At 31.9% G+C, this 19210-nt stretch carries 13 protein-coding genes; 5 read left to right on the top strand and 8 right to left on the bottom strand.

Annotated features, from left to right (window positions below):
* Positions 1–5: 5 nt before the first annotated feature.
* Positions 6–1682, bottom strand: a complete 1677-nt coding sequence (gene ilvD, locus AT682_RS00065; RefSeq protein WP_002882772.1) for a dihydroxy-acid dehydratase — start codon at positions 1680–1682, stop codon at positions 6–8.
* Between the two features lie 159 nt (positions 1683–1841).
* Here ilvD and rrc point away from each other — a divergent pair, with 159 nt between their 5' ends.
* The 3 genes from rrc to rnhB all read left to right on the top strand — a co-directional run bounded on the left by rrc (position 1842) and on the right by rnhB (position 3402).
* Complete coding sequence (gene rrc / locus AT682_RS00060) at positions 1842–2489, top strand: ferritin family protein (protein WP_002853081.1); 648 nt, start codon at positions 1842–1844, stop codon at positions 2487–2489.
* A 64-nt stretch (positions 2490–2553) separates the two neighbouring features.
* On the top strand, positions 2554–2793 hold the full coding sequence (locus tag AT682_RS00055) for a ComEA family DNA-binding protein (RefSeq protein WP_002855574.1): 240 nt from the start codon (positions 2554–2556) through the stop codon (positions 2791–2793).
* Between the two features lie 33 nt (positions 2794–2826).
* Positions 2827–3402, top strand: coding sequence for a ribonuclease HII (rnhB, locus tag AT682_RS00050; protein WP_002882770.1), 576 nt, complete (start codon positions 2827–2829; stop codon positions 3400–3402).
* On the opposite strand, the gene gltD is transcribed toward rnhB, so the two are convergent.
* The 4 genes from gltD to AT682_RS00030 all read right to left on the bottom strand — a co-directional run bounded on the left by gltD (position 3403) and on the right by AT682_RS00030 (position 12506).
* Positions 3403–4848, bottom strand: a complete 1446-nt coding sequence (gene gltD / locus AT682_RS00045; protein ID WP_002882768.1) for a glutamate synthase subunit beta — start codon at positions 4846–4848, stop codon at positions 3403–3405.
* 16 nt (positions 4849–4864) lie between these two features.
* On the bottom strand, positions 4865–6556 hold the full coding sequence (locus AT682_RS00040) for a DUF262 domain-containing protein (protein ID WP_002846242.1): 1692 nt from the start codon (positions 6554–6556) through the stop codon (positions 4865–4867).
* Between the two features lie 21 nt (positions 6557–6577).
* Entirely contained in the window at positions 6578–11065 is a 4488-nt protein-coding gene (gene gltB, locus AT682_RS00035) for a glutamate synthase large subunit (protein WP_002882767.1), read from the bottom strand.
* Between the two features lie 133 nt (positions 11066–11198).
* Positions 11199–12506, bottom strand: a complete 1308-nt coding sequence (locus AT682_RS00030; protein WP_021137507.1) for a Na+/H+ antiporter family protein — start codon at positions 12504–12506, stop codon at positions 11199–11201.
* 205 nt (positions 12507–12711) lie between these two features.
* Here AT682_RS00030 and sorA point away from each other — a divergent pair, with 205 nt between their 5' ends.
* Entirely contained in the window at positions 12712–13950 is a 1239-nt protein-coding gene (gene sorA, locus AT682_RS00025) for a sulfite:cytochrome c oxidoreductase molybdopterin oxidoreductase subunit (RefSeq protein WP_002882663.1), read from the top strand.
* Between the two features lie 5 nt (positions 13951–13955).
* Complete coding sequence (sorB, locus tag AT682_RS00020) at positions 13956–14297, top strand: sulfite:cytochrome c oxidoreductase monoheme cytochrome C subunit (protein ID WP_002857673.1); 342 nt, start codon at positions 13956–13958, stop codon at positions 14295–14297.
* Positions 14298–14322: 25 nt separating this feature from the next.
* Here the strand turns inward: sorB and gyrB are convergent, their stop codons facing one another.
* The 3 genes from gyrB to dnaA form a co-directional block, all read right to left on the bottom strand.
* Positions 14323–16632, bottom strand: coding sequence for a DNA topoisomerase (ATP-hydrolyzing) subunit B (gene gyrB, locus AT682_RS00015; protein WP_002866804.1), 2310 nt, complete (start codon positions 16630–16632; stop codon positions 14323–14325).
* A gap of 28 nt (positions 16633–16660) precedes the next feature.
* The gene (gene dnaN, locus AT682_RS00010) at positions 16661–17728 is read right to left on the bottom strand and encodes a DNA polymerase III subunit beta (RefSeq protein ID WP_002855594.1); all 1068 of its coding nucleotides are present in this window, start codon (positions 17726–17728) and stop codon (positions 16661–16663) included.
* A gap of 159 nt (positions 17729–17887) precedes the next feature.
* The gene (dnaA, locus tag AT682_RS00005) at positions 17888–19210 is read right to left on the bottom strand and encodes a chromosomal replication initiator protein DnaA (RefSeq protein WP_002882661.1); all 1323 of its coding nucleotides are present in this window, start codon (positions 19208–19210) and stop codon (positions 17888–17890) included.

The raw sequence follows: 19210 nt of genomic DNA, 5'->3' as shown, positions 1-19210 counted from the left end.
TCCTTTCATTCCATATCCAAAACCGCACCTTTACTAGCATTGCTAACAAGTTTTTGATACATTCTAAGCCATCTTGAAGGCACTTCTTTTTGAGGCAATACAAATTCTTTTTTGCGTTGAGTGATTTCTTCTTCGCTTAAATTTGCATGGATGGTATAAGCATCTACATCAATTTCTATTTCATCTCCATCTTTTAAAAGTCCTATAAGACCACCTTCAGCTGCTTCAGGGGAAATATGACCTACGCTTAAACCCCTTGTAGCCCCGCTAAAACGACCATCGGTGATTAAAGCTACATCAGCACCCAAACCCATACCCATTAAAAGTGAAGTAGGACTTAACATTTCTTGCATACCAGGGCCACCTTTTGGACCTTCATAGCGTATCACACAAACATTTCCTTTTTTCACCTTGCCTTTGATAATGCCTTTTATAGCTTCATCTTGAGAGTTAAAACAAACAGCTTTGCCTTTAAATTTTCTTTCTCCGATTATTCCTGCGGTTTTTATAACACAACCTTGCTCAGCTAAATTTCCAAACAAAATAGCAAGTCCACCTACTTTTGAGTAAGCATTGTCTACTTTGCGAATGATATTTTCATCTTTGATTTTAGCATTTTTTAAGCGTTCTTCGAGACTTTCTCCTGTGATAGTCAGTGCATCAAGTTCTAAAATATGTCCTTGTCTGCTTGAAATTTCAGTCATAACTGCACTCACACCACCTGCTTTGTGGATATCATCCATATAAACACTATTTAGCGACGGGGCTATTTTTGCTATGTGTGCAACTTTACTTGAGATGAAATTTAAATCTTTAATATCTAGTGCCACCCCTGCTTCACGCGAAATGGCAAGCATGTGTAAAACAGTATTGCTACTTCCACCCATTGCCATATCTACTACCATAGCATTACGCACGGCTTTTTGAGTGATGATATTGCGAATTTTAAAACGCTCATCTAAGGCGATTTCACAAATACGACGCGCTGCTTTTCTTAAAAGCTCTTCTCTTTCTTTGCTTAAAGCTAAGATGGTTCCATTACCTTCTAGTGCTATACCCATAGCTTCGCATAAGGTATTCATAGAATTTGCTGTAAACATTCCCGAGCAAGATCCACCACTTGGACAGGCTGAACATTCTATATCTTTAAATTCTTCTTCGCTAATTTTTTTGGCTTCATAAGCCCCTACAGCTTCAAAAACAGAGCTAAGACTAATCTTTTCTCCTTTTTTAGTTACCCCTGAAGCCATAGGCCCACCACTTACAAAAATGGTTGGAACATTTACTCTTAAAGCTCCCATTAACATACCAGGAGTGATTTTATCGCAGTTTGGGATGCAGATTAAAGCATCAAGTTGATGAGCATTCATCACTGTTTCAATGGAATTTGCGATGATTTCACGACTTGGTAAAGAATAAAGCATACCTTCATGTCCCATAGCTATACCATCATCTACACCTATGGTATTAAACTCAAAAGGCACACAACCATTTTTGCGTATCTCATCTTTAATGATTTTAGCATAATCATTTAAAAAATAATGTCCTGGGATTATATCTATATAGCTATTTGCTACACCTATAAAAGGTTTGTCAAAATCTTCATCTTTCAAACCACAAGCACGAAGTAAAGAACGATTAGGTGCTTTTAAATGTCCTTTTTTTATCGCATCGCTTCTCATTGTAACTCCTGATAATAATTTTTTAAAATTATATTTAGCAAAGCTTAATTTTTGTGAAATTTATTTTGATATACATTTTCATAAATGATAAAAATTATTAATTGACAAAAATATTTTTTTATAATACAATGCTTTTTGATAATCAAAAAAGGAGTCAAAATGAGACAATATGAAACCTATAAATGCCAAAAATGTGGTAATGAAGTAGAAGTTCAAAATGTAGGTGGCGGTAAGCTTAGCTGTTGTGGTGAAGAAATGAAATGTATCACTACAGATTTAACTGCGGTAAATTTGATGAAAGCTTTTGCGGGCGAATCTATGGCGAGAAACAAATACGATTTATTTGCTGATGTAGCTGAAGAAGAAGGTTGGCATGCGGTTGCTAGACATTTTAGAGAAGCGGCTGAAAATGAAAAATGGCATGCAAGAGCAGAATTTAAAGCTTATCATGAAATCGTTGATGGCAAACCTTTAGAAGTAACTACAAAAAACCTAGTAACTGCTGCAGAAGGTGAAAACTATGAGCACACAACTATGTATCCAAATTTTGCAAAAATCGCTGAAGATGAAGGTAAAAAGGCTATAGCGAGATTATTTACAGCTATTGGTAAAGTAGAAATCGAACACGAAAGAGAATATCTAGCGCTTAAAAAAATGCTCGAAGAAGAAGAATTTTTTAATAGTGAAGTAGAAGAATTATGGGTTTGTGAAGTATGCGGACATATACATCGTGGCAAAAAAGCTCCAGCAGCCTGTCCTTTATGTAAAGCACCAAAAGAGTATTTTAAACGCGAATTTTTGGGTTAAGTTAAGAAATTCTTATCCTTTTTAAGATAATATTATAATTATTTTTTAATAAAAGGATAAGAAAATGAAAAAATTACTATTTTTATTTTTTGCTTTAACGGCTTTTCTCTTTGGTGCTGTAAATATCAACACTGCAACACTAAAAGAATTAAAAAGTTTAAATGGTATTGGCGAAGCTAAGGCTAAAGCGATTTTAGAATACCGCAAAGAAGCAAATTTTACAAGTATTGATGATCTTAAAAAAGTTAAAGGCATAGGTGATAAGCTTTTTGAAAAAATCAAAAATGATATCACAGTAGAATAAAAGGGCATTTTTGCCCTTCTTTTTAGAAAAATTTTGAAAACTTTATTTGACACAAAAGAACTTTTAAATGAATTTGATATAAATTTAATCGGTATTGATGAAGCAGGACGCGGTGCTTTAGCAGGTCCTATGATGATGGCGGCTTGCAAACTGAACAAAAAACTTGATGGGTTGTGCGATTCTAAAAAACTAAGCGAAAAAAAACGCGAAGAATTTTATGAAATCATCATCAAAAATTCAAACTATCTCATACTTGCTTTTTCTTCAGAACAAATCGACGCACTAGGCTTAAGCACTTGTTTAAAAACAGGCTTAAAGCTTATAAAAAAGCATTTTAAAACAGAAAATAACTTCTTATATGATGGAAACACCAACCTAGGTATAAACGGGATAAAAACACAAATCAAAGCCGATGCTAGCATTTTGCAAGTAAGTGCAGCTAGCATACTTGCAAAAGTTAGTAAAGATAGGGTGATGAATTTCTTAGCTAAAGACTTTCCTTGTTATGAATTTGAAAAAAACAAAGCCTATGGCACAAAAGCTCATAAAGAACTTATAGCTAAATTTGGAATTTGCAAACTCCACCGAAAAAGTTTTAAACTTTTATGATTATTTTGCTAAATTTTGATGCAAACTCAAAGCACATTCTATACCATCTTTTATAGCCCAAACAACTAAAGATTGTCCTTTTCTAGCATCTCCGCAAGCAAAGATTTTTTTATGAGTGGTTTGGAAATTTTCTGTGCTTATGTTGTTTTTCTCATCTAATTTCACTCCAAAATTTTTAGCGATAGCTTCTTCGCACCCGCTAAAACCCATAGCCAAAAGTACTAAATCTACTTTATAAGTTTTTTTAGAATTTGGAATTTCAACATTTATAGCCTTGCCTTCTTTAAACTCGCGTTTTAAATCATTTGCTTCAACGCCTTCTACATGAGTTTTTCCTAAAAATTTCTTTGTCATTTTTTGATATTCTCTAGGATCTTTGCCATATACAGCAATGGCTTCTTCTAAACCATAATCAGTAGTAAAAATGTCAGCTTTTAAAGGCCAAGGATTGTTTTGGCTTCTTTGCAAAGGTCTTTTTGGACTTCTTTCAAAACGCACTATAGATTTAGCCCCTTGTCTTGTCGCCACAGCGATACAATCCACACTTGTATCCCCACTTCCTATAACCAAGACATTTTTACCTTTGGCTGCATCTGCACCCTTACCTGTTTTTAACAAAGTTTTGGTATTTTGCGTTAAAAAATCAAGGGCAAATTCAACCCCTTTTAGCTTTCTACCTTCTATATCAAGATCTATAGGCTTGCTTGCTCCTGTGCAAAGCACCAAAGCATCAAATTCTTTTAGAAGTTTTGAAACCTTATCTTTGTTGTCTATATTTTCATTCACTTTAAATTCAATCCCGCTTTTTTTAAGCAAATCCACCCGTCTATCAACTATACTTTTATCAAGCTTCATATCAGGGATACCATACATCAAAAGTCCGCCTATTTTATCGCTTCTTTCAAAAACACTTACTTTATAACCTAGCGAATTTAAAGTGTTAGCACAAGCAAGCCCAGCAGGCCCACTTCCTATGATAGCGATTTTTTTGCCATTGTATTGCTTAGGTTTATTTACTCTTACTAAATTTTCTTTAAAAGCATTTTCTATGATGGATAATTCATTATTTTTGATACTCACACTTGTGCCATTTATCGCACACACACAAGAATCCTCACAAGGAGCAGGGCAAACACGACCGGTAAATTCAGGAAAAGGATTGGTAAGATCAAGTCTTTCATAAGCTTCTTCCCATAAAGAACGATAAATAAGATCGTTCCATTCAGGAATGAGATTGTTTAAAGGACAGCCCACATCTTTTCCTTCGCTCATCACACCCGTATGACAAAAGGCCACACCACAATCCATACAACGCCCGCCTTGAATTTCTTGTTCTTTTTTATCCAAAGGTATAGTAAATTCTTTGTAATTTAAAATCCTTTCTTTAGGAGCAATTTTTTTAAAATCCATTCTTTTAAAGTCCAAAAAACCTCTTGTATTTCCCATTTTTTACTCCTTAAAACTAATCAATATTTTGCTTAAAAAAGTCTACTAATCTATTATAAATCTCTTCATTTCTCTTTTCAATATCTTCCTTTAGCCAATCATTTTTAGTATACTTGGATAATTCTTGTGCTTCTAAAAAGTTTGATTCTTTATATTTTTCTTTCTTCTCATCAAAATAATTGTTGCCTGCTTTAATATTTAATCTTTTTTCGAGCCACATTTTATTACCAATAGATTCAATGTAAGACTTTGCTTCTTCTTTATCCCAACCTGTATAACTTGGTCTCCATTGTGTAGTTTTTGGGAAAATATGTTCAATTTCAGCTTTAATATCAGTTTTTTGATTCGGATATTTTATATAAAGATTAAGAGTTAATAGTGCTGGAATAAGTTTATTTGCTTTAAAAAACTGTTCTTTAAACAATATCTCATTTTCTAAAATTTGCTTTGAATCTGTCTGAAAATTTAGTTCTCCTTTAGAATATAATGATGTATATGCATTAAAAACAATTGGTTTGACTTCTGCAATAGTCGGCTTATTGATAAGTTTTACTAAAAAATTAGCAATTATTTTTGCTAAAAAATTCTCATGGTTTTTATAATAATTTATTTTTTTATCTTGACAATACATATAATATGCACTATCTAAATATTTCCAATATTCATTTGGTAACTCATTTAAAACTTCATAAAATTGATATGACCTATTATTATATAAATCACTAAATTCATCATTCCAAAATTTACTAAGCTGTTCAATTTCACTTATAATATTATCATCTTGTAAAATATTCTTGTACTCTTTAGTAAAAAAAACTCTTAAACCAATTTCACTTGTTTTAATTTTATTTCTAGCACGAATAACATGCATATAATTTCTAAATATAAAATCCATATCTTTTTTATCTTCAAGTTCTTTCCACTTATTTGCAAATTCTTTTCTTCTTTCTAAAGTTTTTTTGCTTTTAAAAATAATACTTTTAAAAATATCAGAATCACTAAGTGGAATTCCTCTATTATTTAAAGTATTAAAAATTCTTAAAGCATTCTCAAGCCTAGAATCTTCATCATAACCTTCGCATTCTATAGGAAGCAAAATACAAGATTTTAATAAAACTACACAAAATTTTTCCCATTTAGTTGGATTTTCTTTTGCAAATTCATCAGATTTTAAAAGAAAAAATAAATAATTTTTCTCATAATTAGATTTAACTTTTTTAATCTTTGTTTCAATATCATTATTTTCTAGTCTATATTCATTAGTCAAAATTTGTTTTAATATATCTTCATCTTCTTTCGTAATAACATCACTTTCTAAATGTGACGCGTTATAGTCTGCTTTTCCGCTAATATCATCAATATCCCATAAACAGCTTTCAAGCATTGCCACAAGATTTTTTGTTTCTTCACTTCTATCTTTAAAAGCTTTTACATATAAAGCTTTTAACAACAAACTTAAAGATATTGTTCTTTGTTGTCCATCTATAATATTTTGATGATTATTTTGCTTATACATCACAATACTACCCAAAAAATATTCATCTTCAGGTTTTCTATCCTCATCATTAAAAAAAGTAACAATATCATTCCACAACTGTTCACATTCTTCTAATGTCCAAGCATAAGGTCTTTGATACATTGGGATTAAAAATTTATTTTTAGAAAGATAATCTAAAACACTTTTTCTTTCTGTTTTCATTTCAGCCATAATTTCTCCTCTAATAAAAATTTATTGTGTGATTTTCAAAAATGCTGCTAAATTTGGATCTTTTTCATTTTTACAAAGATCAAGCATTTTTAACATCTTTTCATAATCTCTTGGCATGACTTTAAAAAAGTCTTTTTTATCGAATTTTTCTAAGATATCTTTAGCCTTTTTAGAATCTGTATAAGCGATATGTTTTTCTATCACGGCTTTTAATTCTTTTTCATCCTTAGCATTAAGATCTTTAATATCCACAAGCTCGGTATTTACATGAGCTTCATTGTGTCTTCCAAAGATATAAACAACGCCCCCACTCATACCAGCAGCGAAATTCGCACCCACATCTCCAAGAACTACAACTTGCCCACCTGTCATATATTCACAACCATGCACGCCTGTTCCTAAAACCACAGCTAAAGCTCCTGAATTTCTTACACAAAATCTTTCCCCTGCTATACCATCTAAATACACTTCACCTTTTGTAGCTCCGTATAAACAAGCATTTCCTGCGATTATATTTTCTTCAGGTGAAAAAGTGGCTTCATTTGAAATTTTTGCTATGATTTTGCCACCACTTAAACCCTTGCCTAAATAATCATTGCTATCGCCTATAATCTCAAGTTTAATGCCCTTTAACAAAAACGCTCCAAAGCTATTGCCTGCATTGCCTATAGCTTTGATATGGATACTATCTTCATCTAAAGCATCTTTTCCATAAGTTTTTAAAATTTCACTTGAAAGCATAGTCGCAAAAGTACGGCTTTGATTTCCTACTTCTAAAGAAAGTTTGATAGGCTCTTTTTTCTCCACAGCATTTTTACAAAGCGGAAGTAAAATTCTATAATCAATCGTTTTTTCAAGCTTGTTATCTTTATAGTCTTTAAAATGCACAGCGGTTCTATTATAAGTAGGCAAGGATTTTAAAATTTTATCTAAATTTAGCTTTCCTGCTTTACCTTGCACACTTTTTTGGCGGAGTTTATCCACACGACCTATCATATCATCTAGGCGTTCAAAACCAAGCCTTGCCATATACTCCCTAAGTTCCTCGGCTATAAAATACATGAAATTAATCACATCATCCACTTTGCCTTTGAAACGATCTCTAAGTTCTGTATCTTGAGTGGCTATACCAAAAGGACAGGTATTTAGATGACAAACTCTCATCATCGTACAACCTAAAACAATCAAAGGCGCTGTTGCAAAACCAAATTCTTCAGCTCCTAAAAGTGCTGCTATGGCTAAATCACGCCCATTCATAAGCTTTCCATCAGTTTCTAATCTTACCCTATCTCTAAGCTTGTTTAAAATCAAAGTTTGATGTGTTTCAGCCAAACCTAACTCCCAAGGAATTCCTGCATGCGGTATAGAAGTTCTAGGACTTGCACCCGTACCTCCATCATAACCTGAAACAAGGATTAAATTCGCTCCTGCCTTAGCCACACCTGCAGCAACCGTTCCTATGCCATTTTCGCTTACAAGTTTTACTGAAATTTTAGCGTCTTTGTTAGCATTTTTTAGGTCATAAATAAGTTGAGCCAAATCTTCTATAGAATAAATATCGTGATGAGGAGGTGGGGAAATAAGCGTCACACCTGCAGTAGAATGTCTAGCTTTGGCTATCCAAGGATAGACTTTAAAGCCCATTAATTGTCCGCCTTCACCTGGTTTTGCGCCTTGAGCGACTTTGATTTGAATTTCTTTTGCATGACTTAAGTAGTTTAAATCCACGCCAAAACGCCCACTTGCTACTTGCTTAATGGCTGAGTTTTTATCCACACCCTCTTTGATTTCATAGCGTTCTTCATCCTCGCCACCTTCACCTGAATTTGATTTAGCACCTATTTTATTCATAGCCTGTGCTAAACACTCGTGTGCTTCTTTAGAAATAGAACCATAACTCATCGCCCCTGTTCTAAAGCGTTTAACTATACTTTCTGCACTTTCAACCTTATCTATACTGATAGCTTCACTAAAATCAAATTCCATCAAAGAACGCAAATTAACTTGTTTTTCATCTACTAAAGCCGAGTATTTTTTAAAGCTTTTATAGTCTTTGTTGCGACAGGCTTGCTGAAGATTAAAAATCACAAGCGGATCGATTAAATGTTCTTCTTTAGCACTTCTAAAACCATGAATTCCTTTAGAATCTAAAGCCTTATGTGTATCGTTAAAAGCATGTTTGTGTAAAGCAATGAGTTCTTTTTCAAAATCTTCTAAATCCATACCTTCAATGCGTGAAGTTGTAGAAGTGAAGTATTTATCAATCACCTTAGAGCTTAAGCCCAGACATTCAAAAAGTGCAGAGCCATTATAACTTTGCAAGGTAGAAACCCCCATTTTAGAAGCAATTTTGACTATACCACTTGAACTTGCCTTGATGAAATTTTCTACCGCCTTTTCATAACTTAAATTTAAATCTTTATTGGCAATGAGTTTTTGTATGCTCTCATAAACCAAATAAGGATTAATAACAGTCGCACCATAACCTAAAAGACATGCAAAATGATGAATTTCTCTAGGTTCACCACTTTCGATAATAAGACTTGTGTGTGTTCTTAAATTTTTTCTTACTAGATGATTATGCACTCCAGAAACAGCAAGCAAAGCGGGGATATAAGCGTTTTTTTCATCCACTCCTTTATCGCTTAAAATGATAATAGAAACACCTTTTTTAACCTCATCTTCTATCTTAACGCAAAGTTCATCTAAAGCCTTTTCTAAAGTTTTTTTAGAATAATCATAAAGTATAGAAAATTCTTTAACTTGAAATTTATTTAAAGCCTTAACTTCAAAAAGTTCTTCATTGCTTATCACAGGCAAGGCTATTTTTACGCGTTTTGCATTGTTTTCATCGGGTTTTAATAAATTGCCTTCGCTTCCTAGATAAATCCTTGTAGAAGTAACGATCTCTTCTCTTATGGCATCAAGAGGAGGATTAGTTACTTGTGCAAAAAGTTGTTTAAAATAATTATACAAAGGTTGATAAGTTTTAGAAAGTATAGCCAAAGGAGTATCTACACCCATAGCTGCTATAGCTTCTTTACCATTTTGAGCCATAGCAGCCACACTCATTTTAAGCTCATCATAACTCCAACCAAAAGCTTTTTGGAGTTTTAAAACCTCATCTTCTTTTAAAAACTGATGTTTATAAACTCCGCTTTTTTGTTTTTCAAGTTCAACTAAATTTTTAAGCCATTTTTTATAAGGCTTAGCATTAGCATAATGCTCTTTGATTTCATTATCAGCTATAACCCTACCTCTTGCTGTATCAACGAGTAAAAGTTTTCCAGGTTCTAAGCGTTTTTTGGCTTTGATATTTTTTTCATCAAGTTTTAAAGCCCCTGTTTCACTTGAAAGTATGAGCATATCATCTTTTGTAAGATAATACCTTGAAGGACGAAAACCATTTCTATCCAAACTCGCCCCCATAATCACTCCATCAGTAAAAACTATAGCAGCAGGCCCATCCCAAGGCTCCATCAATAAAGAATGATATTCATAAAAAGCACGCTTTTTGCTTTCCATATTTTCATTTTTATGCCAAGGTTCTGGCACCATCATCATAAAAGCTTCTTCTAAAGTACGACCATTTAGAGCTAAAAATTCTAAAGTATTATCAAACATTGCAGAATCACTGCTAGGCTTAGCTATGATGGGAAAAATTTCATCTAAATTTTCAAAATACTCACTTTGCATCAAACCTTCTCTAGCTCTTATACTATCAACATTTCCGCGTATGGTATTAATCTCTCCATTATGTACCATATAGCGGTTTGGGTGGGCTCTTTCCCAACTTGGAAAGGTATTAGTCGAAAAGCGAGAATGCACTAAAGCAATGGCTGATTTCATATTAACATCTTTAAAATCGAGATAAAAATCGCTCAATTGAGTTGAAAGAAGCATTCCTTTATAAACTATAGTACGTGAAGAAAAACTTGAAAAATAAAATTTTGGCACATTAATAGCTCTTTTTTCTATGAGACGACGCGTACTATAAAGCACTCTTTCAAACTCAAGCCCTGCACTTATTTTACTTGGTTTTTTCACAAAGGCTTGTAAAAAATAAGGCATAGCTTTTAAAGCACTTGCACCTATATCGCTAGGATTAAAAGGCACTTCTCTAAAACCTAAAAATTCAAGTTTTTTATCCTTTAAACCTTGTAAAAATATCTCTTTTGCTTCTTCTTTTGCATCAGTATTGGGTGATAAAAACATCTGTGCTACGGCATAATCACCCTTTTTAGGAAGTTCAAAACCCAATTCTTGAGTTTTAAAAAAATCATGTGGAATTTGGATCAAAATCCCCGCCCCATCACCTGAATTTTCTTCAGCTCCTGCACCACCTCGGTGCTCAAGATTCATCAAAATTTCTAAAGCATCACAAATAACCTTATAAGAGGCAATACCGCGTATATTAGCAACTGCAGCGATACCACAGGCATCGTGTTCGTTCTTTGGGTGATATAAACCTATGCTTTGATTATTTTCTAGGATATTTTCTAAATCCATTTTGCTCTCCTTATAAGACTGATTTAAATTTTGTTAGCTTTATAAGGATTATAGCATACATTTTTTTAAAATCGATATAATTTTTATCTTAAAAATAAATAAATTAAAAAATATTTTGATAGATTTGTAAAAATTATAAAAACATGGCGATAATACTACCTAAAATCAATAATGGGCCATTATAGAAAATAAAAGTTGGTATGCAAGTATCTTTAATGTGATCGTGTTGTTTATCAGCATTTAATCCTACAGTAGTTCCCATGGTTGTTTCACTGGCTGGACTTCCTGCATCTCCTAAAGCTCCTGCTACTCCTAAGATAAATATAATAAGTGCTGTACTAAAACCAAGTTCCAAACAAATAGGACAAAAAAGCGTAGCTATGATAGGTATAGTTCCAAAAGAAGTACCTATACCCATAGTGATGATAAGTCCTATTAAAAGCATGAAAAATACTGCTAAAAATTTACTTTGCTCCATCCAAGGAACGACTGAATTTACAAGATCTACTACTGATCTACTTTCTTTTAAAACTTCTCCATATCCTGCAGCAACAAGGATAACAAAAGCTATAAAACCCATCATTTTAAGCCCATCATCAAAAACTTCATTGACTTTTGAAAATTCAACTCCACCTAAAATAACCATTAAAACAAAACCCAAAAGCCCTGATAAAGGTAAATTCATAGTCAAAATTTGCAAAATTAAAGTTAAAACAAGCCCAGCTAAAACGCCCCATTCCTTACGCGTCATTTCAAGATTTTCTAAATCCACTTTAGCAATTTCTACTTCTTGATACTCTCTTGGCTTACGATAAAACACAAAAAGCGCTAGAAAAAGTCCTGCTATCATACAAATAGCAGCAAAATACATAGTATTTGTAACATCATTTAAAGATACACTTACATTATTTGCATTTAAATTATCTTTTAAAAGATCTTGAAAAGTAAGCCCAAAACCTACTGGCAAAACCATATAAGGCGTAGTAAGTCCAAAAGTTAAAGCACAAGCAACCGCTCTACGATCGATTTTAAGTTTATTAAAAAGACTTAAAAGAGGTGGAATCAACAAAGGTATAAAAGCTACATGAATAGGAATTAAATTTTGAGAAAAACAAGAAATCAAAGCTATAGACAAAAGCAATAAATATTTTTTATGAGATATAAAATGACTTACTATCTTAATCAAATATGCAGTTAAATTTGTCTTTGAAATCGCTGCGGCAATGGCTCCTAAGAGTATATAGCTAAGAGCTGTTTTTAAATTTTCTTTCATTCCGCTTATAAGTATATTCATAGTATCTACGAGTTCAAGATGAGAAAATACACCTGCAATAAGAGCTGAGATCAAAAGACTCAAAAGCACATTAAAACGAAACAAACAAAGTAAAGTCATCAAAACAACACTGATAATGATAGGATTAGTAAGTAAAATCAAAATCATTCCTTAAATAATTTTAAAAATTTAATTGTAGAAAAAACTTAGTTAAAATGTAATAAAACTCGAACATATGATGATTTTATTTTAATATGCAAAATTATAAAAAATAATTAATTTTTTTAATTTAAATAATTAATTATATTAATTATTTAAATTTTTAAAATTTATAATAAAATAAAAGATTATATAAATATTTAAGGATATTTCAATGAAACAGAACGATCAAAAAGAAAATCGTAGAGACTTTCTAAAAAATATAGGACTTGGTTTATTTGGCATTAGTGTATTGTCAAATTTTTCTTTTGAGAATTTTTTAGGAAGTAAGGCTTTGGCAAAAGAATTGCCTGATTTTAAAATAGAAGGTAAAAAAGATCTTATCTACCATGGCGAAAAACCATTAACAGCAGAAACTGAAATTTATGCTCTTGATTCTGATTTTACTAAACCTGAAAATTTCTTTGTTAGAAATAATGGCTTACCACCAAGCCTAGAAACGATAAAAGAAAGACTTCATAAAGGTTGGACTTTAGAAATCGATGGAGAAAGCATTATCAATAAAAAATCTTACACCATAGAAGATTTAAAAAAGAAATTTAAAACCTATACTTATGCCTTAACAGTTGAATGCGGTGGAAATGGTAGATCCGAAGTTATACCTAGCACAAAAGGAACTCAATGGGGTTATGGTGCAGTAGCTTGCGGTAGATGGACAGGAGTGCGTTTAAAAGATATTTTAAAAGATTGTGGCATCAAAAATGATGCGGTTTATATCGGATATTATGGCATAGATACAAAATTAAATGGTGAAGAAACTTCACCTATTAGTAGAGGAGTTCCTATTTCTAAAGCTTTACAAGATGAAACTCTAATAGCTTGGGCTTATGAAGGCAAAGATATTCCTTTAGTCAATGGCTATCCACTTAGACTTGTTTGTGGTGGTTACCCTGCAAGTACAAGCGGTAAATGGCTTTATAAAATTTCAGTAAGAAATAAAATTCATGATGGTGAAAAAATGGAAGGTTCTTATAAAGTTCCTATAAATCCGGTAAAACCAGGAGATTTTAACTATAAAGGCGAGATGAAAATCATAGAATCAATGCCTATAAGATCTGTAATTACTAATATCAAAAATGGTTCTGAAATAAAAGCAAATAAAAAATTTGAAGTTAGAGGTAAAGCTTGGGCTGGAGAACTTGAAGTTAGTGAAGTTTATGTAAGCAATGATTATGGCGTAACATGGACTAAAGCAAAGGTAGAAAAACCATTAAATAGATTAGCATGGCAAAAATGGAGTGCTCAAATATCAATACCAACAAAAGGATATTATGAAATTTGGGCAAGAGCTATCGATAGTCAAGGTAACAGTCAACCTATGGTTTTAGCACAGTGGAATCCAGGAGGATATATCAATAATGCATGCCATAGAGTTAATGTTTATGGAGTTTAAGAATGATGAAAAAAATTATATTGATCTTAGCATTGTTTTTAAGTGCAAGTTGGGCTCAAAATCTTGAAATTAACCCTGATACAGGATTGATTATCGATCCTGATTCACCTTTAGTGGAAGCAAATTGTTTAGCTTGTCATGGATCCAATCTCATTACCAACATGCATGCAAGTAGAAAAGCTTGGTTAGCAGCTATAAGATGGATGCAAGATAGTGAAGGACTTTGGGAAATAGAACCTGAAGATGAAGAAAAAATTTTAAATTATCTTGAAAAATATTATGGAGAAAAATACGATACAAGAAGAAGAATTCCTCTAGCTATATTCTTACAAAATAAAACTCATTGAAGAAATCATTTCTTCAATGATAAATTTACACATCCAAATGCTTTACATCTTTAGCGTGTGCTTGGATATAATCGCGTCTTGGTTCAACCTCATCACCCATAAAGAGATTAAAGGTATCATTTGCACTTTGTGCATCTTCAATAGTGATTTTTAAAAGTCTTCTTACACTTGGATCCATTGTGGTTTCCCAAAGTTGCTCAGGATTCATTTCCCCTAAACCTTTATAGCGTTGTATAGTAGCACCTTTTTTAGCATTGGTTTCAACATCTTCAAGAACTTCTAAAATATCTTTATCAAATTCCAAGCCTCTATCTTTAATCTTATCAAAAATATAACTTGCTTCTTCATATAGTGGATGAGTGAAAAGTTCTTCATTAATCACAAGTTCTTCTAAGCCATTTTGAGTTTGAACGAAAGCTCGAATTTCATTTTCATTGATATAATGATTTAAGATATTGTGTCCTTGTGTTTCTAAAAATTGTTTGATTACACTAAATAATTCTTCATTATTTCCTTTAACTAAATTTGAATTTTCTATCATATAGCGTATCACAGAAATCACATTAAAACGCTTTTCAAGATCTTTTAAAATTGCACGATAAGCTGCGACGATTTTTAAATAATCTTTTAAATCATTCATTCCTATACCTTCATAGTTTAAACCTTCTATTCCCGTTTCTATCAGGTATTCGCTCAAAGCTTTTTCATCTTTTAAATAAATTTGCTTTTTAGCTTTTTTATAAAGATATAAAGGTGGTTGTGCTAAATAAATATGTCCATTTGCCACAAGTTCATTCATAAAACGGAAGAAGAAAGTTAAAAGCAAGGTTTGTATATGTGATCCATCAACATCCGCATCTGTCATGATGATGATTTTATGATATCTAAGTTTTGAAAGATCAAAATCTTCACCTATACCACAGCCAAAAGCGGTAATCATATTTTGAATTTGCTCAGATTTTAAAATTTTATCTAATCTTGCTTTTTCAACATTTAAAATTTTACCACGCAAAGGCAGTATAGCTTGAAAAGATCTTTCTCTACCTTGTTTTGCAGAACCTCCTGCAGAATCCCCTTCCACAAGATAAATTTCACTTTCACTTGGATCTTTACTTTGACAATCAGCTAATTTCCCTGGTAAAGTTCCTACGCTTAAACTTTCTTTTTTACGCGTTAATTCTCTAGCTTTTTTCGCTGCTTCTCTTCCTCTAGCTGCCATTAAAGCTTTATTCATTATAGCTTTAGCTTCGATAGGATTTTCTTCAAAATATTTAGTCAAATACTCAAAACTTGCTTTTGAAACTATAGGACGCACATAAGTTGAACCAAGTTTTCCTTTGGTTTGTCCTTCAAATTGTGGTTCAGGCACCTTTACACTCACAACAGCGATCAAGCCTTCACGCACATCTTCGCCTGTGATTTTATTATCCTTTTCTCTAGCACTTGCATTTGCTTCTATATAGTTACTTATCACACGAGTTAAACCCATTCTAAAACCAGCTTCGTGTGTTCCACCATCTGGAGTTTTGATATTATTTACAAAAGAGAGTAAATTTTCACTATAAGTATCATTGTAAAGCAAAGCTACTTCAACATTCACATCTTCTTCATCTACGCTAAAGAAAATTGCTTTAGTTAAAGCTTCTTTTTTATTTAAGTCTGTAACAAACTGAGAAATTCCACCTTCAAAGTGAAAACTTTCATGTTTGCCTACGCGGTTATCTTTAAAATTTATAGTGATTTTTGGATTTAAGTATGCAAGTTCACGAAATCTTTTAGCCAAAATTTCATAATCAAATTCAGTCACTTCAAAAATTTGATCATCAGGCCAAAATTCTATAGTTGTTCCTGTTTTTTTACTTTTTCCTATCACACCAAATTCACTGATAACTTTACCTTCTGAAAATTCTTGACGATAAATTTCTCCATTTCTTTCAACTGTAGCTACAAGTTTTTTGGAAAGTGCATTTACAACCGAAACCCCAACACCGTGCAAACCACCTGAAACTTTATAAGTATCTTTATCGAATTTTCCCCCTGCATGTAGGACAGTTAAAACAACAGTTAAAGTTGGCATATTTTCAGTTGGGTGCATATCAACAGGAATACCACGACCATTATCACTAACTATACAGCTTCCTTCAGTAGTGATTTCTACATCTATAGTATCACAATGTCCTGCCATAGCTTCATCGATAGAATTATCCACAACTTCATAAATCATATGATGAAGTCCGCCTATGTTTGTATCTCCTATATACATACCTGGGCGTTTTCTAACAGCTTCTAAGCCTTTTAGGACTTTAATATTACTCGCACCGTAATTTTCTTGCATATTTTTCCTTTATCTTTTACTTGTTTTATTACAAAATCATAGGCATGATAATCATTGATAGTCCTTGGGATTTGACTATAAATGCTGAATTAGGTTCATTTACACTTAAAGTGAATTTTTCTTCTTCTATAGAAGTTAAGAAATCAAGTAAATATTTGATTTTTATAGTAAGATTAAATTCTTCACTTACTCCTGTTTGAATTTCAAGTTCTGTTTTTGCTTCCATATTGTCTAAACTTATACCTTCAAAGATGATTTTATCTTTGTTAAAATGAAGTTTCATTTTTTCAGTTACAACGCTGATTTTTTTAAGACTATCTATAAAATCTTCAGTTGAAAAGCTGAGTTCTTGTTTGAAAGTTTTTGGTATAACTTTTTCATAATCTGGAAATTTATCGTTAATAAGTTTTGTAAAGAATTCAAAATTTTCATTTTTAGCGATAAGCATATTTTGATCATAAAAAATTTCTATTTTTTCATAGAAAAGTTTTTGCATTTCCATAATAGCTTTTTTAGGGATACTAAAACTAAATTCTTGATTATTTGCTTTTTCTAAAGTATAGATTGCAAGGCGTTTTGTATCAGTTCCTACGAAGTTAATTTTATCTGTTTTTATATCTAAAAATGCACCATTTAAGGAGTATTTTGGGTTGTTTGTATCAATACTTGGTAATATCTTTTTAAGAGAACGGCTTAAATCACTTGAATCAATGTCAAATTGGTTTTTTCCTTCTGTATTTGGAAAATTTGGAAAATCTTCATGATTAAACATAGGAAGTTTGTATTTTGTACTCTTTTGTCTTATAAATAAGAAATTATCAATGGTTTCTAAAACAACTTCTTCATTATTTAAGCTTTTAATAACATCTGCAATACTTTTTGCATTTGCAGTAGCAAAGCCACTTGATTCTACGCGGATTTTTTTTATCTTATAGTTGATACCTATTTCATAATCACTAGCTCTAATAAGAAGTTTATCTTCATCAGCATGAAAAAAAAGATGAGAAGTAATGGTGCTTGAGTCTTTTTTTTCTACATAAGCATTACATAAAATCACTGCAGATTCTAAAGTATTTTTATTGATACTTAACTTCATTTTTTCTCCTTGGTTTATTTTAATTTTAAATTCGTTGTAATAATAAGCTTGTTGAAATTGTGAAATTCTTCAAAGCGAAATAATCAAATTTGTATTTTATCATACTTTGCTTAATTTCTTTTTTTCACACTCTAGAATTTATTTTTCACATCCTTTCACTTAACTTTGACTTTTAACAAGAATTTTGTTTTTAAGTTCTTCGATTTTTGCTTTTAAAGAACCATCATTTTCTATCATTTCTGTGATTTTTTTAACATTATGTGAAATAGCTGTATGATCTTTCATTTCAAAATAATTCGCAAGTTGTGGCATAGTCAAAGCCGTAAGTGCCCTAGCTAGGTAAATCACAATGCGTCTTGCTGTGACTATATTTTGAGTTTTTTTATTGGATTTCACATCGCTTGGTTTGATGTTAAATTCTTTACATACCAAAGATAAAATGTCATCTATAGTGATATTTTCTTTCTTTTCTTTGATATGATCTTTCATCACACTTTTGGCAAGTTCGAGTGTGATTTCTTGTCCTAGTATGGTTGCATAAGCATTTAAACTTATGATGATACCTTCTATTTCTCTTATATTATCCCCTAAAGAAGTGGCGATATAGTTTATGATATCATTAGAAAGATTGATATCGTTAAATTCACATTTTTTTCTTATGATGGCTATTTTTGTATCTAGTTGAGGTGGAGTTATATCGGCTATGATCCCATGTGCAAAACGACTTTTTAAGCGTTCGGTTATACCTTTTAGCATGTTGGGTGGATTGTCTGAAGTCATGATGATTTGCCCGTCATTGTTTTTAATCTCATTAAATATAAAGAAAAATTCTTCTTGAATTTTATCGGTTTTTCCTAAAAACTGCACATCATCTATAAGTAAAACATCGCAGTTTCTATACTTTTCATGAAATTTATCTAAAGAGCCATTTTTTAAATTTGAAGTAAAATCATTGATAAAATTTTCACTCGTAGCGTAAATAACTTTTTTTCCCATTTCTAAGCTCGCATTTCCAACCGCTTGAAGTAAATGTGTTTTTCCAAGTCCTGTAGGTCCATAAACAAAGATTGGATTATAAAGTTTTCCAAGTTTGTCTTTATGTATTATAGCTTTACATGCTCCATAAGCGTATTTGTTAGAATCCCCCACAACAAAACTGTCAAAAGTAAAAGAAGGATTTAAAATTGTGCTTTGTGCTTTTATATGAGCTATGTCGATTTTTGTGCTTTTGTTGTTTTGTTTAGTACTTTGTGCTTGTATGTTTATGATGGCTTTATTTCCACTTTGCACTTCATAAAAATGTGCGATTTTTTTACCGTATTTTGTTTGTATGAATTTAGCCATGAGTTCATTTGGAGCGTTAAAAACTAAAAGATCTGCTTTGCTTTGTTTTTCGTTGAATTTTAAATTTGATAAATAATTTTCGTATTCGTTTTCGCTTAATTCTTTTTTTAAATTTTCAAGTATTTGGCTTGGATTCAT

It is taken from the genome of Campylobacter jejuni (assembly GCF_001457695.1).
In the GTDB taxonomy this organism is placed as follows: domain Bacteria; phylum Campylobacterota; class Campylobacteria; order Campylobacterales; family Campylobacteraceae; genus Campylobacter_D; species Campylobacter_D jejuni.
The sequence above is the reverse complement of the archived record's forward strand: the minus strand, read 5'-3'. Positions and strand labels throughout refer to the sequence as shown.